Genomic DNA, 20034 nt, shown 5'->3' on the forward strand with positions numbered 1-20034 from the left:
TAACCCCTGCGGGTCAGCGGTCATCGAAAGCGACCGCACTAAAGGCCGAATACATGACCGCTCCAGACTTACGCCGCCGCCGCCATTTTGCCTCTTGCCCAAAAGGGGCCGTCCATACATGACGATGTTGGGTTGGCTTCAACCAATCCCCAGCGTTTGCGCTGATTTCACGGAAATGAACGGAAAATCCTGCTCGAAGACAAACGGCAACCTCTCAAAATCCCTGTGTTGGTGAACCAGTTCCTCGGCACGGGATTTTCATTTCCGCAACGTCAGCACAAACGCCAGGGTGGCCGAAGCCTCCCAACCTCGTCATTCCAGGGCGGAGCAGCCGCGAAGCGGCGTCGCGGAGACCCTGGAATCCATTCCGTGACCTTGATCGAAGGTGCAGCGGAGCAGAATTCTGCACCGTGGCAACGCTCGGATGCCACGGAGTGGATCCTTGGGTCTACGCGTCCGCTTCGCTCCCGCTCCGCCCGTGGATGACGACGGTGGGGCGTTCCGCGCCGGCGGTCCGTGATCGGCACGGCGATCGAGCGCAGGCTCCAGTTGCTCGTCGACAATGGCGAAGGCATCGGCCCTCGCCTTGTCGATGGCTTGCCCGGAGCGGCACGACCGGTGATAAGACTATGTTCGCAATGCGAACTTTCTTGCATCTCCGGAGCCGCCCCGATGGTCAAGTTCCTGCCGCTGAAAGAGGCGGTCGCGGAAAACCTGCATGACGGCGATACGGTCGCCTTCGAGGGTTTCACCCATCTGATCCCGACCGCCGCCGCGCATGAGGCGATCCGCCAGGGCTTTCGCGACCTGACGCTGATCCGCATGACGCCTGACCTGATCTACGACCAGATGATCGGCATGGGCATGGCGAGGAAAATCCTCTTCTCCTATGTCGGCAATCCTGGCGTCGGCCTGCTCAGGCGCGCCCGCGACGCCATCGAGAACGGCTTTCCGCGGTCAATCGAGGTCGAGGAGCACAGCCACGCCGGCATGGCCAATGCCTATGAGGCGGGCGCCGCCGGCCTGCCCTGCGCGGTGTTCCGCGGCTATCGCGGCGCCGGCCTTGCCGCGGTCAATCCGAACATCAAATCCGTAACATGCCCTTTCACCGGCGAGGTGCTGGCCGCCGTCCCGGCGATAAGGCCTGACGTTACCTTCATCCACGCGCAGAAGGCGGACCGCAAAGGCAATGTGCTGGTCGAGGGCATCATCGGCATCCAGAAGGAGGCCGTCCTTGCCGCAAAGCGCGCTGTTGTGACGGTCGAGGAAGTGGTGGACAATTTCGACGACCTCCACCCCAATCTCACGGTGCTGCCGAACTGGACGATCGCGGCGATATCCGTCGTGCCCGGCGGCTCGCATCCCTCCTACACGCATGGCTATTACGAGCGCGACAACGCCGCCTATCTCGAATGGGACGAGATCGCCGCCGATCGCGGCCGCTTCCAGGCGTGGATGCAGCAGAACGTCATGGAGAGCAGCCCGGATGACTTTGCCGGCCGCGTCGAGCATCTGAGGAAAGCCGCATGAGCGACGCGAAGGATATTGGTTTCACCCCGAACGAGATGATGACGATCGCCGCCAGCCGCGCCTTGAAGAGCGACGATGTCTGCTTCGTCGGCATCGGCGCGCCGTCGGCCGCCTGCAACGTCGCGCGGCTGACCCATGCGCCCGACATCACGCTGATCTACGAGAGCGGCACCATCGGCGCCGCCCCCGACGTTCTGCCGCTGTCGATCGGCGACGGCGAATTGTGCGAGACCGCGGTCGCCACCGTCTCCGTGCCGGAGATGTTCCGCTATTGGCTGCAGGGCGGCCGCATCTCGATCGGCTTCCTGGGCGCCGCCCAGCTCGACAAATTCGGCAACATCAACACAACCGTCATCGGCGACTATGCGCATCCGAAGACCCGCCTGCCCGGCGGCGGCGGCGCGCCGGAAATCGCCACCTCGTCAAAGCAAGTCTACATTACCATGGCGCAGTCGAAGCGCGGCATGGTCGAAAAGATCGACTTCTTCACCTCCTTCGGCCATGGCGAAGGCGGCGATCATCGCAAGCGGCTCGGCATCGACACCGCAGGGCCGATGCTTTTGATCACCGACCTCGCCATCTGGAAGCCGGACCCGGCGACCAAGGAGTTTACCGTGGTGTCGCTGCATCCCGGCGTCACGCGCGAGCAGGTGCAGGAGACCTGTGGCTGGACGGTCAAGTTCGCCGAGGCTCTTGACGAGACGCCGGCGCCGACGGAACTCGAGCTGAAGACATTGCGCGACCTGCACGCCCGCACCAAGGCGGCGCATCAAGGAATCGCCGAAGGGAAAGCTGCCTAGATGATCGACGCCTTCATCTGCGATTACATCCGCACGCCCATCGGCCGCTTCGGCGGCTCGTTGTCCTCCGTCCGCGCCGACGATCTTGGCGCCATCCCGTTGAGGGCCTCGGTCGAGCGCAATCTGGGCGTCGACTGGTCGGCCGTCGATGATGTCGTCTATGGCTGCGCCAACCAGGCCGGCGAGGACAATCGCAACGTGGCGCGCATGGCGCTGCTGCTTGCCGGCCTGCCGCAGGACATCCCCGGTTCGACAGTCAACCGCTTGTGCGGCTCGGGCATGGATGCCGTCACCATCGCCGCGCGCGCCATCAAGTCCGGCGAAGCCGAATTGATGATCGCCGGCGGCGTCGAATCGATGAGCCGCGCGCCCTTCGTCATGCCGAAGGCCGACGCCGCCTTCTCGCGCAATGCCGAGATCTACGACACCACCATCGGCTGGCGCTTCGTCAACCCGCTGATGAAGAAGCAGTATGGCGTCGAGTCCATGCCGGAGACCGGCGAGAACGTGGCCGAGGATTTTTCCGTTTCCCGCGCGGACCAGGACGCCTTCGCCATGCGCAGCCAGGACAAGGCGGTGGCCGCGCAAGGAAGCGGCCGGCTGGCGAAGGAGATCACGCCGGTGACCATCCCGCAGAAGAAGGGCGATCCGGTCGTCGTCTCGAAGGACGAGCATCCCCGGGCCGGCACCACCATAGAAGCGCTGGCCAAACTGCCGACGCCGTTCCGCCAGGGCGGCAGCATCACCGCCGGCAACGCCTCTGGCGTCAATGACGGCGCGGCCGCGCTGATCATCGCCTCCGAAGCGGCGGCGAAGAAGCATGGCCTGACGCCGATCGCTCGCATCCTCGGCGGTGCCGTCGCCGGTGTGGCGCCGCGCATCATGGGCATCGGTCCGGCGCCGGCCACCAAGAAGCTTTGCGCTCGCCTTGGCCTGACGCCCGAGCAATTCGACGTCGTCGAATTGAACGAAGCTTTCGCCTCGCAAGGCATTGCCGTGCTGCGCCAGCTCGGCATCGCCGAGGACGCCGCGCACGTCAATCCGAACGGCGGCGCGATCGCGCTCGGTCACCCGCTCGGCATGTCGGGCGCGCGCATCACCGGCACGGCGGCGCTCGAGCTGCGCGAGCGCGGCGGCAAGCTGGCTTTGGCCACCATGTGCATCGGTGTCGGCCAGGGCATCGCCATCGCGCTGGAGCGGGTTTGACGGCCCAGGCAGATCAATAGGGCAAGCCGACATAGTTTTCGGCGAGTGCGGTCGATGCGGCTCTCGAATGCACGAGATAGTCGAGCTCGGCTTCCTGGATGCGTTGGCCGAACTCTCCCGTCTCCGGAAAACGGTGCAGCATTGTCGTCATCCACCAGGAAAAGCGCACCGCTTTCCACACCCGCGCCAGCGCCTTGGCAGAATAGGCGTCGAGTCCTGTCTGCGAGCCGTCGCGATAGAATTCACGAAGCCCGGCAAACAGATAGCGCACGTCGCTGGCAGCGAGGTTGAGGCCTTTGGCGCCGGTCGGCGGCACGATATGGGCGGCGTCTCCGACCAGGAACAGCCTGCCGAAGCGCATCGGCTCGGCGACGAAGGAGCGCAGCGGCGCGATCGACTTCTCGAACGAGGGGCCGGTGGTGACGGCGGCAGCCGTCGCCGGCGGCAGGCGGCGGCGCAACTCGTCCCAGAAGCGGTCGTCGGACCAGGCCTCGACGCGCTCGTCGGCGGGAACCTGCACATAGTAACGGCTGCGTCGCGGCGAGCGCATCGAGCAGAGCGCAAAGCCGCGCTCATGATTGGCATAGACCAGCTCGCGGTCGGCCGGCGGCACCTCGGCCAGCACGCCCAGCCAGCCGAACGGATATTGCCGCTCGAACGTCTTCAGCGCGTCCTCTGGCACCGAGCGGCGGCTGATGCCGTGATAACCGTCGCAACCGGCAATGAAGTCGCAGTCGATGCGATGCGTGAGGCCGTCCTTGTCGTAGGTGACGAAGGGCGACGCGCCGCCGAAATCATGCAGCGCGACATTCGACGTCTCGAAGGCGGTCGGGAGACCCGCCGCTTCGCGCTTCTGCATCAGATCGAGCGTCACCTCGGTCTGGCCATAGACGGTCACATGCTTGCCGCCGGTGAGCGCCGTCATGTCGATGCGATGCGCGCGGCCGCCGAAGGCGAGCGAGATGCCGGCATGCTGCAGGCCCTGGGCATAGAGCCTCTCCGCCGCGCCCGCTTCGCCGAGCAGGTCCACCGTGCCCTGTTCGAGCACACCGGCGCGCACCCGCCCAAGCACATGCTCGCGGCTCGACCGCTCGAGGATGATTGTCTCGACGCCAATCGTGGCAAGCAATTGGCCGAGCAACAGCCCGGACGGCCCGGAGCCAATGATGGCGACCTGCGTGCGCATCAATGACCGAGGCTCTCGACCTGCGCGGCCAACTCTGCCGCAAGCCTGAGCGCGGCCGCCGTCGCCACGACCATTTGCGGCAGGATAAGCCATTCCAGCGTCCAGGCCGAACCCGAGCGCTCCTGCTCATGCACCAGCGCCTGGTGCATTCCGGAAAGCTGGATGGCATTGAAGCGGGCGAGCGCCACCAGGGCTTCCGCCTTCACGGGATTCTGCTTATGCGGCATAGTAGATGAACCGCCGCCGCCGGTGAGCTTGATGTCGGTGCCCGCCTGCGCCATCAGCGCAACGTCCTGCCCGAACTTGCCGAGGCTGCCGGTCACCAGCGACAGCCAGCCGGCGAACTCGGCGAGCGCGTCGCGCTGATTGTGCCATTGCGGCGCGTCGGCAAGGCCGAGCTTGCCGGCAAGCGCGGCGCGCACTGCGGCGGCCTTGTCGCCGAGCTTTTCCAGCGTGCCGGCGGCACCGCCGAACTGCACCACCAGCAGCCGGCCGGAGAGCTCCTTCAAACGCTCCTGGTGACGCTGGAGCGGCGCTCGCCAGGAAGCGATCCGGTCGGTCACGGCGATCGGTATCGCCGGTTGCATGCGCGTGACCGCCATCATCGCCCTGCCCTCGAAATCCTGTTCGAGTCCGGCGAGCCGCACGACGTTCTCGCTGAGCAGCAGGCCGACATGCTCGACCGCCTCGCCCAGGCGCAGCACCAGCGACGTATCGATCACATCCTGGCTGGTGGCGCCGAAATGAACGTGCGCATCGTGCGGCACGCCAACAGCAGCCTTGATCTGTCGCACCAGTTCCGGCACCACGACGCCGTCGGTGGCGACGCCGGCGCGCAGCTTCGCCGTGTCCGGCCGGAACGCCGCCAGCGCTTTCACGATCGCCGCCGCATCGCAGGGTATTGCGCCGCACTCGGCTTCCGCCTCGGCCAGCGCCCGCTCGAAGCTGAGCATCGCGGCGATGTCGGCTTCGACGGAAAAATGTCTGGCCGCCTCTTCGTCGCCGAGCAGGCCGGAAAGCAGCGGGTGATCGAAGGGCGAAACGGTCATGGCGGCCACGGTCAGCTGTCGAAAAAGACCGTCTCCTTTTCGCCCTGCAGGTGGATGTCGAAGACGTAAGTATCGCGTTGGCGCTCGGCGATCAGCGTCGGCACACGCAGGCGATGCTCGATGCGGGCGAGGATCGGGTCCTCGGCATTGGCCTTTTCCTCGTCCGAAAAATAGAGCCTGGTGTGCAGGCCGACATTGATGCCGCGCGCCGCGATCCAAAGCGTGATGTGCGGCGCCATCAGGCGCCCGTCGCGGAACGGCACGCGGCCCGGCTTGATCGTCTGGAACAGGCAGACGCCCGTTTCCGTGTCGGTCGGCTGCCGGCCCCAACCAGGGAAATTCGGATCGGCTGCGCCGCGCATCTCTGCCGGTGAATTGTAGAACCCGTTGGCGTCCGCCTGCCAGATCTCGACCAGCGCCTCCCTCAGCGGCGTGCCGGTGCCGTCGAGCACGCGAATGCGCAATTCGATGCGCTCGCCCTTGGTCTGGTCGTTGATCATCGACGAGCCGAGGTCGCTCGCATAGACGCCGCCGATGCCGCAGAAATTGGGCGTGAGCCCGATATGCACATAAGGTCCGGCGGTCTGCGAAGGGCTCTCCTTCAACCGGTCGAGCGACTGTGCCATCAGTTGCCCTCCGGTCTGTTCTCGAACAGCGTCGAGCGTCGCCCGCGCAGCACGATGTCGAACTTGTAGGCGAGCGCATCCATCGGGATCGTCGACTGCATGTCGAGCGCGGCGATCAGCGCTTCGATGGCTGCCTTGTTGGAGATCCCGCCGACGATCGGGCAGCGCCAGATCAACGGATCGCCCTCGAAATACATCTGCGTGATCAGGCGCTGCGCGAAGCCGTGGCCGAACACGGAAAAATGGATATGCGCCGGCCGCCAGTCGTTCGGTCCGTTGGGCCAGGGATACGGTCCGGGCCTGATGGTGCGCAAGGCGTAGCCGCCGTCCTCGCCGGTAATCGCGCGCCCGCAGCCGCCGAAATTCGGATCGAGGGGCGCAAGATACCCCTCCCTCTTGTGTCGGTAGCGGCCGCCTGCATTGGCTTGCCAGAGTTCGAGCAGCACGCCGGGCACGCCGTTGCCGCGCTCGTCGAGCACCCGCCCATGAACGATGATGCGCTCGCCGATGGCGCTCTCGCCGGGTCTGGCGAAATTGTGTATCAGGTCGTTGTCGAGCTCGCCGAGCATCGCATGGCCGAACACCGGGCCGGTCGATTCCGACAGCGTGTTGTCGAACGACACCAATGCCTTCTGCGGCGAGCGCAGCACCGAGCTTTTGTAGCTTGGCGTCAACGCCGGCGGATGCCATTGGCGGTCGCGCTGGAAGAAGGCGCCGGTTTCCGGCGCCCGGTTGGAGCCGGTCTCAGCCATGAGCGGCCCCGTCCATCTGCGCAAACACCTCCTTGGCGATCTTGAAGGCGCGATTGGCGGCCGGCACCCCGGCATAGATCGCGACATGCAGGAAGGCTTCGCAGATGTCGTCGCGCGACGCGCCGGTGTTGGCGGTGGCCCGCACATGCAGGGCGACCTCCTCGTCATGGCCAAGTGCTGCAAGCAGCGCCAGCGTCACGATCGAGCGTTCGCGCTTCGACCAGCCGGGTCGCGCCCACACCGTTCCCCAGGCAGCCTCGGTGATCAGCTGCTGGAACGGCCGGTCGAAATCGGTCGCGGCATCCTCGGCGCGGTCGACATGCGGATCGCCGAGCACGGCGCGACGGACCTCGAGCCCGGTCCGGTGGCGGTGCTTCGCGACATCATCCATGAGCAGACCTTCCCCCAGGCAATGAGGCGACGAAATCGCGGATCAAGGTGACGAGCGCCTCGGGCTGCTCGATGCACGGGATGTGTCCCGCGTTGCGGATCACCTCGAAGCGCGCGCCGGGGATCAGATCCGCCAGCGAGCGAACAAGGTCGGGTGGCGTCGAGCCGTCCTGATCGCCGACGATGCAGAGCGTCGGCGCAGCGATACGCCGCGCCGCGTCGGTAAGATCGGCATCGCGCACCGCCGCGCATGTCCCGATATAACCAGGCAGCGCCTGCCTGATCAGCATGTTGCGGCAGCCGGCCAGCTCGGCCGCGCGCCTGGCATGGAAATCGGGGGTGAACCACACTTGCAGCACGCCGTCGGCGATCGCCTCTATGCCGTCGCGCTCGACGGTCGCGATGCGCGTGTTCCAGCTCTCGGCGGTGCCGATCTTGTGCGCTGTGTCGCTGAGGATCAGAACCTCGACGCATTTTGGATGGCGGGTATAGAGCCGCTGCGCGATCAGTCCGCCGACCGACAGGCCGAACAGCACGACCTTGTCGAAACCGAAATGATCGATGAGACCCAGGAGGTCGTCGACATGGTCGTCTATCGAATGAACCCCGTTGCCGATGTCGGACAGGCCGTGGCCGCGCTTGTCGTAGACGAGCATCGGCATTTCGCCTTCAAGACGCGCGACGACGTCGTCCCAGATCCGGAAGTCGGTGCCGAGCGAATTGATGAAGATGATTGGGCGCGAAATGCCCGTCGCCTCAATGTAGCGGTGGTGCAGCGTGACGCCGCCTATGCTGACGAATGGCACGGTTCCGATCCTCCGAACCCACATTGCACCAGCTATTTGGTTCGGTAAATCGAAACCTCCAGGGTTGCTTCGGCGGGTTCCCTAGGCGGGAGCTTGCTGCCTATCCGAGCGTCAGCCCCGCCTTCTTCGCCTCCTCGCGCAGGAACGGCAGGCCGACCTCGATCACGTCGCGCGGATCTTCCGCCACCGGCCGCCAGACGGCGAGCCCGCCGGCAATGTCGACATCGACATGGTTCATGCTTTCGAGCGTGATCGCGCCCTGATAGCCGATGTCGGCGATAGCCTTCATGCAGGCTGCCCAGTTGAGCATGCCTCGCCCCGGCACGCCGCGGTTCGCCTCCGACACATGCACATAGCCGAGATAGGGCGCCGCCGCCTCGAAACCGGAGGCAAAGCTCTCCTCCTCGATATGCATGTGGTAGGTGTCGAGATGAATGAAGATGTTGGGCGCGCCGATGCGCTCGATGATCTTTGCCGCGTCGATGCCGCGGTTGATCAGATGCGTCTCATAGCGGTTGCAGGGCTCGATGCCGAGCTTCAGGCCGCGGGACTTCGCCGCCTTCGCCGCGCGTTCGAGGAAACGGCACATACCGTCGATTTCCCTTTGCGTCGGCGCGCGGCCGGTGGTCTTGCCGATCGTGCCGTAGGTGACGCCGCCGAGCGCTTCCGCGCCGACCTCATTGCAGACCCGGAAAGCCGGTTCGAGGAAATCCAGTGCCTCGTCCGGCCGTTCGACCACATCTAGCGCGCGCGGCAGGCCGAGCGAGGGGACCAGTTCAACACGATAATGATTGGCAAAGCTGCGCGTCCGCTTGGTGTCGATCTCCTCAGGCCGAAGCAAAGGGATCTCCATCAGCCCGATGCCGTATTCCTTGAGCCTGTCCATCTGCGGCTCGATGCGGGCGAGGTCCCAGACAGGCGCGATGGCGAAAGTGTGCAGCCCGAAAGTGTTCATGTCAGCCTCGTTGCTCATGCGCCGCCGCTGCGGCCGTATCGCCGCCGCCGACGATGCGGCTGACGACTTCGTTCATGTTGGTTCTGGCGGTAACGAGATCGGCATCCGCCCTGCCGTGGCGCAGCACGACAATGCGATCGGTGACCGACAGCACGTCGTTCAGCCGGTGCGAGATCAGGATGACGGCAATGCCTTCCGACTTCAGCCGCCGGATGAGGTCGAGCACGCTCTGCACCTCGCGCACGGCCAGAGCCGCCGTCGGCTCGTCCATGATGACGAGTTTTGGATTGAAGGTGAGCGCACGCGCGATCGCCACCGTCTGCTGTTGGCCGCCGGAGAACGAACCGACCGACCGGTTTATTGACGGCAGATGTGCGCCCAGCCGCTCGATCATCTTCGACGCCTGGCGATCCATCTCGCTTTTGTCGACGAAGCCCGGGAACAGGCCGAGCAACTTTTTCGTCGGTTCGCGACCGAGGAAGATGTTCGACGCCACGTCCTGCTGCTTGGCCAAAGAAAGATCCTGGTAGATCATTTCGATGCCGAGGCGCCGCCGCTGACCGGGGTCCAGCGCCAGGATATCCTTGCCGTCGAACTCGATCGAGCCGGTGTCGGCACGGTAGATGCCGGTGATGGTCTTCATAAGCGTCGACTTGCCGGCGCCATTGTCGCCGACCAGCCCGACCACCTCGCCGGCCGCGACCGAAAGATCGACGCCATGCAGCACGTCGACCGCGCCGAAGCTTTTGCGGATGCCGCGCAGCGAAAGCAGGGTCATACGCGCGACTCCTTCCGCACCTGGTACTGGTCGATGAAGACGGCGAGGATCAGCACCGCGCCGATCGCCATCTGCTGGTAATAGGATTGCACGGCAAGCAGCGTCAGCCCGTTCTGCAAGACGCCCATGATCAGCGCGCCGATCATGGTGCCGAGGATCGAGGCGCGGCCGCCGAACAGATTGGTGCCGCCGATGATCGCCGCCGTGATGGCGGTGAGCTCGTAGTTGATGCCGGCGGTCGGGTCGCCGGCATTGACGCGGGCGGTGAACAGCAGGCCGGCAAGCCCGGCCAGCGCGCCCGACAGCGTGTAGATGATGCGGCGGTGATGCTCGACGCGGATGCCCGCGGCTCGCGCTGCACCTTCGCTATCTCCCAGCGCCAGCGTGTGGCGGCCGAAACGCGTATAGGCAAGCACCGCATGCGCGACGATGGCCGTCAGCACCAGGATGATCACCGGCATCGGAACGCCGAACGGCCGCCCCTGCCCGATATAGACGGCCTCCGGCGGCAGTCCGTAGATCGCCCTGCCCTTCGAGATGACCAGCGCCAGCCCGCGCGCCAGGCCCAGCATGCCGAGCGTGACGATGAAAGCCGGCACGAAGGCGCGGGTGACCAGCTGGCCGTTGATGTAGCCGGCAATCGCGCCTGCGAGGATGCAGGCGGCGACGGCGAAGACCGACGGCCAGCCGAGATTGACCGCCACGAAAGCGCCTGCGACGCCCGCAAGCCCCATGACCGAGCCGAGCGACAGGTCGAGCCCGCCGGAACCGATGACGAAAGTGGCGGCGATCGCCAGCACGCCGATCGTCGAGGTCGCGAGCAGGATGTTGAGGAAATTGCTGAGCGACAGGAAATAGGGCGACAAGAGCGCCATTGCCGTGCTCAGCGCCAGAAGCACCACCAGCGACTCCAGCCGGATGTGGAGCCTTTCGACGGATGCTCGCTGCACCCGAGCCCAGAAGCCGGGCTGTTCAGAAGCCATGTTTTCTACCCTTCGGGTAAGGGAGTAGGGGAGTAGGGGAGTAGCGAAGGCAAGGAAGATGGAGGCTGGTCGGAGAAGCGCAGACATCGCTTCCCCTATTCCCCTACTGCCTTACTCCCCTACTCCCTTCCTTTCACTATTTCACATATTGCAGCATCGGCTCCTTGCCGGCGTCGATCACGTCCTTGGTCAGCACCAGCGTGGGTACTGCGATGCTGTCCTCGACCTTCTCGCCGGCCAGCGCCTTCTTGACGTTCTCCACCGCCTGCTTGCCGACCAGATAGGGAAGCTGCGCCACCGAGGCATTGAGGCGGCCTTCCTTGATCGATTTCACCGCATCGACATTGCCGTCGACGCCGATGATCGTCACCTGCGAACCCTTGCCCGCCGCATAGACAGACTCGACTGCACCAAGCGCCATGCCGTCATTGGCGCAGAAGATGGCGACGAGATCGGGATGCGCCGTTAGCGTGTCGGTGGCGATCGAAGCGGCCTTGCCGCGATCCCAGTCGCCCGGCAGTGAAGCGACGATTTCGAGGCCGGGCGCCAGCTCCTTCAGCTTGTCGGCAAAGCCCTTGGCGCGCTTCTCGCCGGTGATGTTGCCGGACAGGCCTTCGATCACCAGCACCGGACCCTTGGCGTCCTTGCCGAGCTTGTTGGCGAGATACTCCGCGCCCTGCGCGCCGGCGGCGATATTATCGGAGCCGATATGGAAGGTGACCTTGACGCCTTCCTTGTCGAGCACCGCCTGGTCGAGATTGTTGTCGAGGTCGACGATCTTGATGCCGGCCTCCTGCGCCGACTTCAGGCAAGGCAGAAGGTTGGTCGAGTTGATGGCCGCGGTGATCATCGCCACCGGCTTGCGTTCGAGCATGGTGTTGCAAAGGTTGAGCTGCGGCTCGGCCGCCTGGTCGCTCTCGGCCGCCTGCTGGAAATATTTCACGCCGGCTTCCTTGGCGCCGTCTGCGACGCCCTGCGCCATCGCGCCCCAGAACGGGTTGGCCAGTGTCTTCATCAGCACGCCATATTCGCCGTCCTCGGCCTTGGCGACGCCGACGGCGGAAAACGCAAGCGCGACGCCGATGGCAAGGGTAAATCGATTTATCCTCGGGAAATGCGATATCATTCTATCCTCCGTTGATCCTTGGCGCCGGATGCCACGGCCAGGGCCGGCGCATGCTTCCGCTCACGACAATGGGGGCTGTTGTCGGTCTCCTCCCCCGGAATGCGGACCGTCGCCTGGCGAGCCAACGGATTCCCGCATCAACACCTGGCAGGGCTCGAGCCGCGCCGTGGGCGGTCCCACATCACCCTCGACCCTGCGAAACAAAAGGTTCATCGCCTCGCTGGCGATCCGGTGCACCGGCTGCACCACGGCGGCGATCGCCGGCCATGTTACCTGCATCCACTCCGCGTCGTCGAAGCCGACCAGCGAGATGTCGTTCGGGCAATGCCAGCCGCGCCGGCGGAATTCGGACAGCGCGACGAGCGTGCCCTTCAAAAGCAGCGAATAAACGGCGGTCGGCCGCTCTCCCCTGGCGAAGTATTCGCGCAGCGAGGACCTCAGCGGCTCGACGCTGACCTCCGAGGTGATGACGTCGATGCGCACCGATGGGTTGAGCGCCAGCGCCTGGCTGCGAAAACCTTCCAGGCGCGCCCGCACCGTCGCCGCCTGCTCGGCAAGGCCGATGACCAGGATGTGGCTGTGCCCATTGCCGATCAGCATCCGCGCCACTTCGGCGCTGGCGGCGAAACTATCAGCCGATACCGTGTCGAAAGCGTCGTCGGACAAGACGCGGTCGATCAGCACGCCGGTCATGCCGTGGGCTTTCATGAAGGCGGCCGCCGGACCATGCTCGTTGCGCACCGGCGCCAGCACGACTCCGGCAACACGCCAGTCATGCATGCGGGCAAGGATTTCCTTCTCGCGCGCCTCCGATTCACGGCTCGATGCGGCGACCAACGTGTAGCCGCGCTGCTCAGCAAGGCCTTCGAGCTCGGTGACCATCGAACCGAAAAACTCGCTTTCGAATTCCGGCATGATGGCGCCGATGATGCGGCGCTTGGCCCTGCGCATGTCAGAGGCTAAAGGATCGACGCGATAGCCCAGATGCTCGACGGCATCGAACACACGCTGCGCGTTTTCCGGCTTGACCGTGGTGACGCCGGCCAGCACCTTGGAGACGGTGGCCGCGGACACGCCGGCATGGCTTGCCACGTCGTGGATCGACGGACGCCGCTGCCGGGTTTGGTGTTGCGCCATTGACCTCCTCCCGAGGGCCGGCAGCCGATTTTCTGCCTCGCTATTGTAATCGATAAATCGATTTTTCGTTCTTGTAAATCGTTTCATCGGGAGTAAGACTTGAATGCGTGATTGACGCGATCCAATCGCGCCCGGAGGAAAAACATGCCCGACAAAGCCTTGCCGCTGGTCATCAGCGCGCCCGAACCGCGCACATTAGAGCTCATCTTTACGCCGCCGCAGCTGGCGCGCCTGCGCAAACACTATCGCATTGTCGAGACCACCCCGGAAGGCGTTGCCGCCCTGCCCGCCGAAACTCTGGCCGAGGCGCGTTTTATCATCGGCCAGCCGCCGATTTCAGCTGAGACGCTGGAGAAGCTGAAGGCGCTGCGCTGCATCTTCAACGTGGAGACCAACCTGCTCAACAACATGCCCTATGAGACGCTGTTTGCGCGCGGCATCCATGTCGTCACCACCGGCCTGGTCTTTGCTGAGCCGGTCGCGGAACTCGGCCTTGCCATGGCGCTGAACCTTGCGCGCGACATTGTCGACGCCGACCTCGCTTTCCGGCAGGGCAAGGAGCTCTGGGGCGGCGACGGCAACCAGACGGCGCGGCTTCTCTCCGGCGCAGATGTGGGCATCATCGGCTTCGGCGATCTCGGCCGTGCGCTCAACCGCCTGCTGGCCGGCTTCCGCACCCGCACGAAAGTTTTTGATCCATGGCTGCCGCCGTCGATCCTGATCGACAACGGCGTCGAGCCGGCCTCGCTGGACGAGGTGCTGTCACAAAGCGATTTCGTCTTCGTCGTCGCCTCGGTGACCAGCGAGAATCAGGGTTTCCTGGGCGCCGACGCCTTTGCCAGGATGCGCAAGGGCGCGGCCTTCATCCTGCTCAGCCGCGCCGGCGTCGTCGATTTCCCGGCATTGATCCAAGCGGTGAAGAGCGGCCACATCGTCGCCGCGAGCGATGTCTTCCCGGAGGAGCCGCTGGCAAAGGACCATCCCGTCCGCACCTTGCCCGGCTTCCTGCGTTCGGCGCATCGCGCCGGCGCGCTCGACGTCGCCTTCAAGCGCATGGGCGACATGGTGCTGGAGGACATGGACCTTATCGACCGCGGTCTGCCGCCGCTGCGCTCCAAGCGCGCCGAGCGCGAGACGGTTTCGCGCATGCGCTCCAAGCCGGTCGACAGGAATTAGTGGCACTGCACAGGGGATTTTGACCGGTCCGCTCTGTTTGCGTTGGCAGGTGGAGATTGGCCGAAACACCCATCGCGATCGTCATTCTAGGGCGAAGCAAGGAGCGAAGCTCCGTCGCGAAGACCCTGGAATCCATGCCGTTACCTTCGCCGAGGCGTGTAACGGAGCAGAATTCTGCACCGTGGCGGCGCTTCCAAGTCGCGGCATGGATTCTATGGTCTGCGCCGCGTCGCTTCGCTCCTTGCTTCGCCATAGAATGACGAGGTTGGGGCGGCTTCAACCAATCCCCGGCGTTTGCGCTGATTGCACGGAAATGAATGGAAAATCTTGCACCAACGGCAACCTTTCAAAATCCCTGTGTCGGGGAACTAGTTTCGAATAAGCCAAAGCGCGCGGCGCGCGATTTGCCAGGCCGTCCCCCACATGTCGCCGGGCCGCCGCGGAAGCGCGGCTGAACACGCTCAAGCTGACAGGTGCGGCAACGCGGCAGCGCGAGCTTGGACTGAGCGGCTTGAGCCGGGCGGATTTCCTGGCCGACAGGCCTAAGCGACGAGATCGCTCCTTGGCGTTTGCATGGCCGGCCCTCCGAAATTAGCCTCGAGCCAGGCAATGGCGCTCGCAACATCCTCGATGGCGAAGCGCGCGGTGGTCTCGCCCTGCGGCTTGACGCGGATCGAAATTCCCCCGGCGGCATTGACCGTTTCGAAGCCGTTCTCGTCGGACGTGTCGTCGCCAAGGAACACAGGACGCCTGCCGCTGAACGGACCAGTCTGCATGAAGCGCCGGATCGCGGCGCCCTTGGCTGCTTCGAGCGGCATCAACTCGACGCCGGCATTGCCGGCGATGACACGGTAACCTTTCGGCAGGCGCTCAAGCGCTGCCTCGACCAGTTCCGTCGCCCGTGCCAGAAGCTGGGGTGCTGCTCTCGTGTGGATGGCGAGCACAGGTCCCTTGCGCTCGACATAGACGGCCTTGCTTGCCAGCTCCAGTTCGATCTCGTCGGCGAGCGCCGCCATGTCCGCCGGCTCGTCGGCGGCCTCGATCCGGCCATCCGGCGCAAGCCTGTGCTCCAACCCATAGAGGCCGGCGATCCTGAGCTTCAAGGGATCGAACAGATGGTCCACGGCCGCGATCGAGCGGCCGGTGATGAAGGCGAGCGCGCCGTCCAGCCGCCGTTCGATCGTCTGCAGCAATTGCCGCAACTCGGCGCTGACCGACACGCTGTCGGGATGCGCCGCGTGCTCCAGCAAGGTGCCGTCGATGTCGAGGAAAAGCGCCCACCGGCCTTCGGGAAGCGGCGGGGTAAGGTCTGCCTGACTATTCATCGGAATCCGACTGCCTGTTTGCGTTCGAACATGGAAACGACGTTGTCGCCGGTGGGGCCCGAAGGCCGATCGTATAAAGCCGTGACCCGGTCGAGGTCGCCGCGCTTCCTGAGCCGAGCCGCGTCGAGCAGCATGCTGCCGGCCCAGCGATAGACATTGTTGTCGCGCACGATGTCGCGCATGCGCCGCATGCGCTCGTGCTGCTCGTCCGGCCCCATGGTCATCGCCTGCAGCATCGCCTCGCTCATCATCGCCGCATCGTACGGATTGACGATCAGCGCCTCCAGCAATTCGCGCGAGGCGCCCGCGAAGGTGCTGAGCAGCAGCACGCCCTGCTCATCGTCGCGCGACGCCACGAACTCCTTGGCGACGAGATTCATGCCGTCATGCAGGCTGGTGACGAGGCAGATGTCGGCGGCGCGATAAAGCTCATAGACCGCGGCTTGCGAATGGTGCTCGGCCACCATGACGACCGGCCGATAGGATTTGCTGCCGTAGCGCTGGTTGAGCTCGTCGGCATAGCGCAGGCATTCATCGTGAAGCTGCTTGTAGGCAGGCAGCGTGCCCCGGCTTGGTGCGGCGATCTGCAGGAATACGACGTTGCCGATCGTTTCTGGATGACGGATGAACAGTTCCTCAAGCGCATGGAAGCGATCGAGGATGCCTTTGGTGTAGTCGAGGCGTTCGACGCCGACGCAAAGCTTGGCGCCAGCTGGAATTCTGAACCGCTTGCGCACGCGCGCCCGGCACTCCTCGACGCTCGGAAGCGTTTTCAGCAGCTCGACCGGCCACTCGATCGAGATCGGATAGGAATGCACCAGCGTCACCTGGCCGCCATAGGAAATGGCCGCGTCGGCTCGCTCGATCCGGCTTTCCATGAAACGGTCGACGCTTTCGGTGAAGTTGTTGGCGTGGAACTGGGTGTGGAAGCCCACGATCGAGCTGCCGAGCAGGCCGTCGAGGATGCGCTCGCGCCATGGACAGATGCTGAACACTTCCGAGTTCGGCCATGGTATATGCCAGAAGGTGATGACGATCGCCTCCGGCAGGCGCTCGCGGATCATGCGCGGCAGAAGCGCGAAGTGGTAGTCCTGGACCAGCACGATCGGCCGCTCGTTGCGCGCCTCGGCAACCACCGTCTCGGCGAATTTGCGGTTGACGGCCTCATAGGCCTCCCAGTCGGATTCGCGGAAGATCGGACGCGTGAACGCGATATGGCAGAGCGGCCACAGGCCCTCATTGGCGAAGCCAAGATAATAGCCCTGATATTCGTCGTCGCTCAGCCAGACGCGGCGCAGCGTGTAGGAAGGATTGCCGGGCGGCACTTGCACGCGGTCGTTCCTGTCGACCACCGTCCGGTCGGCAGTGCCGCCGCCATAGGCGATCCAGGTGCCGGCGCAAGCGCGCGTGATCGGTTCCAGCGCCGAGACCAGCCCGCTCGCCGGCACGACAAGCTCGACGTTGCCGTCCCTGGTTTCGTTGTGGATATAAGGCTCGCGATTGGAGACGATGATGACCTGCGCATCCGGTAACTCGTCCGCGAGGATCTTGCGCAACGTCTCCGGCGACCATGTAACCAGCGCCGCGTCGACCGACTGCCCGTTCTTCTCGAATTCGCGCAGCACCTTGCGCGCGGCCTCTGTGGCGAAGTCGTCGCCGGAGCCTGCCATAGCCGGTACCCTCGGGTGATTGCGACGGTACCGGGATATCGAAATGAAAATCGCGAATGCGGAAAGTCCAATGCTTGCGAGAATAAGGACCAGTAACAGAACGCTATATTGTGTCATTGAAATGCCAGGCTGCCTCCGGCTGTCCGCTCATTGTTTTCGTTCTTGCCGGCTGCGGACGGCAGACCGGTCCACCTGTGCAACGCATAAGCCGGCCATGGGTTCCGACATTTTTCGATTGTTGAACGCGGGCTTGCGACGCATTCTTCTAAGTCCGCACGATAAGCGGCACCTGGCCTTCATGCCGATCGGAAAGGAAAGCGGCGACACGGTCGCCGACCCGCTGGAAGGTCACATCGACGACCTTGTCCCCGACACTCAGATGCCGGAGCATGAGAGTGTCGATACCGATCGGCAGCCTCGGGCGCGTGACATGCAGTTCGCCTTTCCACCCATCGATTTCCAAGCCCAGACAGGCCTGCATCAGCATGAAGGTAGAGCCTGCCGACCAAGCCTGCGGCAGGCAGGCTACTGGATAGGCGATCGGCGCTTCGCCCGGCGCCCGGGCGAAACCGCAGAACAATTCAGGCAGCCGCATATTGAAATGCACGGCCGATTCGAAAGTACCGCTCATCAGCCGCACCACGCTGTCGCGCTCGCCGTAGCGCGCGAGGCCCACGCCGCAAAGCGCGGTGTCGTGCGGCCAGATCGAGCCGTTGTGGTAGGACATCGGGTTGAAGAACACCGCATCGTCGGCGAGCGTCCGCAGTCCCCAGCCGGAATGGAAGGCGGCCGACAGCAGCTGCTCGGCGACCAGCTTGGCGCGGTCGGGCTGCGGCAGCCCGACGAAGAGTAGATGCCCGGCATTTGTCGTTCGAATCTTGCAGGGCTGGCCCTCGCCATCGATGGCCAAGGCATAGAAATTCAGGTCGTCCAGCCAGAAATCGCGTTCCACGGCGACCCGCATTTCCTCGGCGCGGTTTTCCCAGTGCTCGGCATCCGCGAATTCGCCGCGGCGGCGCGCGAGCGCCGCCAGGCCGCGGAAGGCGGCAAAGACATAGCCTTGCACCTCGACCAGCGCGATCGGCCCCTTGGGGATGCGGCCGTCGGCGTGGAAGACTGAATCGAAACTGTCCTTCCACCCCTGGTTGGCGAGGCCGGACTCGGCGGCGCGCTGGTAGGTGACGAAGCCGGTGGCGCGGCTCGCCTCCTCCGTCCATTCGGCGGCGGCCTTCAGCGAGGGCCACAATTTGTCGATGAAGGCCATGTCGCCGGTACGGTCGGCATAGGCGGAAGCCAGATGGATATAGAGCGGCGTGGTGTCGACGCCTCCGTAATAGCGGCCGAAAGGAAGCTCGCGCAGCGCCGCCATCTCGCCCTTGCGCGTCTCATGCATGATCTTGCCGGGCTGCGAATCCGAAAAGGGCGACGTTTCGGTCGCCTGGTGCTCGGCCAGAAAAGCCAGCACCCCGCGCGCCAATCCAGGATTGAGCCAAAGCATCTGCAGGCTCGAGATCACGCCGTCGCGGCCGAACGCGGTCGAAAACCACGGGATGCCGGCATAGGGATAAGGTCCGGTCGAAAGCTCGGTGGTGAGCAGCGCGACATCGGCGCGGGCGCGCTCGACCCAATCGTTGAACACGCGCCCCGAGCTGTGCACCGTGGCGCCGTGCCTGCGCTTGGCGCGCATGCCGAACCGCGCGCGCGCCGCCGCGGCGCGGAAGCGGTCGCGATCGGGCGGGTCGGCGATCGCGGGGCCGACCTCGACATAAAGCACCTTTCGACTGCGCTTGGTCACGGCGATGAGGAAATCGGCGCGATTGTCGCTCAACTGGTCTGGCGCCTGCGAAAAGGAGATTGCCGAAAGTCGCGGCAAGCCGTCCAGGCCATCATAGCCGAGCAGGACTGTGGTCTTGTCGGTCTTGGCGATATGCGTGGTGCCCCGCTTCACCCGGGTCGAGCCGCGCACCTCGAACATGTCGCGAAAGTCGGCGGCGAAATGCAGCGACGCGGTTATGGTGGAATGCTCGCGGCTGTAGTTGGAAAGCGTGATGCGCTCGAACAGCCTGTCCTGCCAGATCAGCCTGACGCGCTCGATATGGATCGCGCCCTGCGGCATATCGCGGCCGGCAGCGCTTTGAATAGGCAGGTTGGTCAGGTTGGACGTGAACAGCACATTGTCCTGGCTGAGCGATGCACCGAGCAGCGACATCGGCCTGCCGCCGATGGTCAGCCGGAATTCAGACAGCACGCGGGTGTCGTCGCGGAAGAACCCGTCGCCCGAACCCCTGATGTCGCCATAGGCGTCGGCGACGGCGAAGCAGTCGCCCTGCTTGAGGGCAAAAAGCCGGTGCGGTTCTCGCGGCGCCGTCTCGTCAAGCGAGGAAAGGGCCACGGCAGGATCGAGCTTGCGCTCGTCGAGCTCCGTCATTCGTCACCTCTTCGGTTGCCCCACCCTAGAGCATGATGCCGAAAAGTGTGAAGCGGTTTTCGGACGACATCATGCTCTATCTCTTTGATTTAGTGCCGGATTCAGATTTCA

The 20034-nt window shown here is 64.6% G+C and carries 18 protein-coding genes; 4 read left to right on the forward strand and 14 right to left on the reverse strand.

What is annotated here, in order from left to right:
• The first annotated feature begins 672 nt into the window (after window positions 1-672).
• From FJ425_RS26840 to pcaF, 3 genes are read left to right on the forward strand one after another with little or no spacing between them, the layout of a single operon-like run.
• Complete coding sequence (locus FJ425_RS26840; RefSeq protein ID WP_140727214.1) at window positions 673-1530, forward strand: CoA transferase subunit A; 858 nt, start codon at window positions 673-675, stop codon at window positions 1528-1530.
• Window positions 1527-2330, forward strand: a complete 804-nt coding sequence (locus FJ425_RS26845) for a CoA-transferase subunit beta (RefSeq protein ID WP_140630622.1) — start codon at window positions 1527-1529, stop codon at window positions 2328-2330. The genes FJ425_RS26840 and FJ425_RS26845 overlap by 4 nt, the downstream gene beginning before the upstream one ends.
• Window positions 2331-3536 carry a 3-oxoadipyl-CoA thiolase gene (gene pcaF, locus FJ425_RS26850; protein WP_140630620.1) on the forward strand — a complete coding sequence of 402 codons (1206 nt, stop codon included), beginning with the start codon at window positions 2331-2333 and terminating at the stop codon, window positions 3534-3536. It begins immediately after the preceding gene.
• A 13-nt stretch (window positions 3537-3549) separates the two neighbouring features.
• On the opposite strand, the gene pobA is transcribed toward pcaF, so the two are convergent.
• The 11 genes from pobA to FJ425_RS26905 form a co-directional block, all read right to left on the reverse strand.
• Window positions 3550-4722 carry a 4-hydroxybenzoate 3-monooxygenase gene (pobA, locus tag FJ425_RS26855; protein ID WP_140630617.1) on the reverse strand — a complete coding sequence of 391 codons (1173 nt, stop codon included), beginning with the start codon at window positions 4720-4722 and terminating at the stop codon, window positions 3550-3552.
• On the reverse strand, window positions 4722-5771 hold the full coding sequence (locus tag FJ425_RS26860; protein ID WP_140630615.1) for a 3-carboxy-cis,cis-muconate cycloisomerase: 1050 nt from the start codon (window positions 5769-5771) through the stop codon (window positions 4722-4724). Before FJ425_RS26860 ends, pobA begins: the two co-directional genes overlap by 1 nt.
• Before the next feature lie 11 nt (window positions 5772-5782).
• Window positions 5783-6397, reverse strand: a complete 615-nt coding sequence (pcaG, locus tag FJ425_RS26865; protein ID WP_140630612.1) for a protocatechuate 3,4-dioxygenase subunit alpha — start codon at window positions 6395-6397, stop codon at window positions 5783-5785.
• The gene (gene pcaH / locus FJ425_RS26870) at window positions 6397-7149 is read right to left on the reverse strand and encodes a protocatechuate 3,4-dioxygenase subunit beta (RefSeq protein ID WP_140727217.1); all 753 of its coding nucleotides are present in this window, start codon (window positions 7147-7149) and stop codon (window positions 6397-6399) included. The genes pcaG and pcaH overlap by 1 nt, the downstream gene beginning before the upstream one ends.
• Complete coding sequence (pcaC, locus tag FJ425_RS26875; protein ID WP_140727220.1) at window positions 7142-7540, reverse strand: 4-carboxymuconolactone decarboxylase; 399 nt, start codon at window positions 7538-7540, stop codon at window positions 7142-7144. Before pcaC ends, pcaH begins: the two co-directional genes overlap by 8 nt.
• A complete protein-coding gene (gene pcaD / locus FJ425_RS26880; RefSeq protein WP_140727222.1) occupies window positions 7533-8345 on the reverse strand; it encodes a 3-oxoadipate enol-lactonase in 813 nt (270 codons plus the stop codon). Before pcaD ends, pcaC begins: the two co-directional genes overlap by 8 nt.
• Before the next feature lie 100 nt (window positions 8346-8445).
• Window positions 8446-9318, reverse strand: a complete 873-nt coding sequence (locus tag FJ425_RS26885; RefSeq protein WP_246678016.1) for a sugar phosphate isomerase/epimerase family protein — start codon at window positions 9316-9318, stop codon at window positions 8446-8448.
• Entirely contained in the window at window positions 9302-10078 is a 777-nt protein-coding gene (locus FJ425_RS26890; protein ID WP_140546490.1) for an ATP-binding cassette domain-containing protein, read from the reverse strand. The genes FJ425_RS26885 and FJ425_RS26890 overlap by 17 nt, the downstream gene beginning before the upstream one ends.
• Window positions 10075-11061, reverse strand: coding sequence for an ABC transporter permease (locus FJ425_RS26895; RefSeq protein WP_140727225.1), 987 nt, complete (start codon window positions 11059-11061; stop codon window positions 10075-10077). Before FJ425_RS26895 ends, FJ425_RS26890 begins: the two co-directional genes overlap by 4 nt.
• A 136-nt stretch (window positions 11062-11197) precedes the next feature.
• Window positions 11198-12187 carry a substrate-binding domain-containing protein gene (locus FJ425_RS26900; protein WP_140727228.1) on the reverse strand — a complete coding sequence of 330 codons (990 nt, stop codon included), beginning with the start codon at window positions 12185-12187 and terminating at the stop codon, window positions 11198-11200.
• Window positions 12188-12247: 60 nt separating this feature from the next.
• Window positions 12248-13324, reverse strand: coding sequence for a LacI family DNA-binding transcriptional regulator (locus tag FJ425_RS26905; protein WP_140727230.1), 1077 nt, complete (start codon window positions 13322-13324; stop codon window positions 12248-12250).
• A gap of 144 nt (window positions 13325-13468) precedes the next feature.
• Between FJ425_RS26905 and FJ425_RS26910 the strand changes: the two genes are divergently transcribed.
• On the forward strand, window positions 13469-14500 hold the full coding sequence (locus FJ425_RS26910) for a hydroxyacid dehydrogenase (RefSeq protein ID WP_140727233.1): 1032 nt from the start codon (window positions 13469-13471) through the stop codon (window positions 14498-14500).
• A gap of 542 nt (window positions 14501-15042) precedes the next feature.
• On the opposite strand, the gene otsB is transcribed toward FJ425_RS26910, so the two are convergent.
• The 3 genes from otsB to FJ425_RS26925 all read right to left on the reverse strand — a co-directional run bounded on the left by otsB (window position 15043) and on the right by FJ425_RS26925 (window position 19923).
• Window positions 15043-15825 (reverse strand): trehalose-phosphatase, encoded by a 783-nt coding sequence (otsB, locus tag FJ425_RS26915; RefSeq protein ID WP_140727236.1) that lies wholly within the window; start codon window positions 15823-15825, stop codon window positions 15043-15045.
• Window positions 15822-17612, reverse strand: a complete 1791-nt coding sequence (locus FJ425_RS26920) for a trehalose-6-phosphate synthase (protein ID WP_140727239.1) — start codon at window positions 17610-17612, stop codon at window positions 15822-15824. The genes otsB and FJ425_RS26920 overlap by 4 nt, the downstream gene beginning before the upstream one ends.
• Before the next feature lie 148 nt (window positions 17613-17760).
• Window positions 17761-19923 carry an amylo-alpha-1,6-glucosidase gene (locus FJ425_RS26925; RefSeq protein ID WP_140727242.1) on the reverse strand — a complete coding sequence of 721 codons (2163 nt, stop codon included), beginning with the start codon at window positions 19921-19923 and terminating at the stop codon, window positions 17761-17763.
• Between the last annotated feature and the right edge of the window lie 111 nt (window positions 19924-20034).

Origin of the sequence: Mesorhizobium sp. B2-7-2 (assembly GCF_006440775.1) — a bacterium.
Taxonomy (GTDB): Bacteria; Pseudomonadota; Alphaproteobacteria; order Rhizobiales; family Rhizobiaceae; genus Mesorhizobium.

Coding starts and splice junctions, on each gene's coding strand:
- FJ425_RS26840 (WP_140727214.1), top strand. CDS start 673: ATGGTCAAGTTCCTGCCGCTGAAAGAGGCGGTCGCGGAAAACCTGCAT.
- FJ425_RS26845 (WP_140630622.1), top strand. CDS start 1,527: ATGAGCGACGCGAAGGATATTGGTTTCACCCCGAACGAGATGATGACG.
- pcaF (WP_140630620.1), top strand. CDS start 2,331: ATGATCGACGCCTTCATCTGCGATTACATCCGCACGCCCATCGGCCGC.
- pobA (WP_140630617.1), bottom strand. CDS start 4,722: ATGCGCACGCAGGTCGCCATCATTGGCTCCGGGCCGTCCGGGCTGTTG.
- FJ425_RS26860 (WP_140630615.1), bottom strand. CDS start 5,771: ATGACCGTTTCGCCCTTCGATCACCCGCTGCTTTCCGGCCTGCTCGGC.
- pcaG (WP_140630612.1), bottom strand. CDS start 6,397: ATGGCACAGTCGCTCGACCGGTTGAAGGAGAGCCCTTCGCAGACCGCC.
- pcaH (WP_140727217.1), bottom strand. CDS start 7,149: ATGGCTGAGACCGGCTCCAACCGGGCGCCGGAAACCGGCGCCTTCTTC.
- pcaC (WP_140727220.1), bottom strand. CDS start 7,540: ATGGATGATGTCGCGAAGCACCGCCACCGGACCGGGCTCGAGGTCCGT.
- FJ425_RS26885 (WP_246678016.1), bottom strand. CDS start 9,318: ATGAGCAACGAGGCTGACATGAACACTTTCGGGCTGCACACTTTCGCC.
- FJ425_RS26890 (WP_140546490.1), bottom strand. CDS start 10,078: ATGACCCTGCTTTCGCTGCGCGGCATCCGCAAAAGCTTCGGCGCGGTC.
- FJ425_RS26895 (WP_140727225.1), bottom strand. CDS start 11,061: ATGGCTTCTGAACAGCCCGGCTTCTGGGCTCGGGTGCAGCGAGCATCC.
- FJ425_RS26900 (WP_140727228.1), bottom strand. CDS start 12,187: ATGATATCGCATTTCCCGAGGATAAATCGATTTACCCTTGCCATCGGC.
- FJ425_RS26905 (WP_140727230.1), bottom strand. CDS start 13,324: ATGGCGCAACACCAAACCCGGCAGCGGCGTCCGTCGATCCACGACGTG.
- FJ425_RS26910 (WP_140727233.1), top strand. CDS start 13,469: ATGCCCGACAAAGCCTTGCCGCTGGTCATCAGCGCGCCCGAACCGCGC.
- otsB (WP_140727236.1), bottom strand. CDS start 15,825: ATGAATAGTCAGGCAGACCTTACCCCGCCGCTTCCCGAAGGCCGGTGG.
- FJ425_RS26920 (WP_140727239.1), bottom strand. CDS start 17,612: ATGACACAATATAGCGTTCTGTTACTGGTCCTTATTCTCGCAAGCATT.
- FJ425_RS26925 (WP_140727242.1), bottom strand. CDS start 19,923: ATGACGGAGCTCGACGAGCGCAAGCTCGATCCTGCCGTGGCCCTTTCC.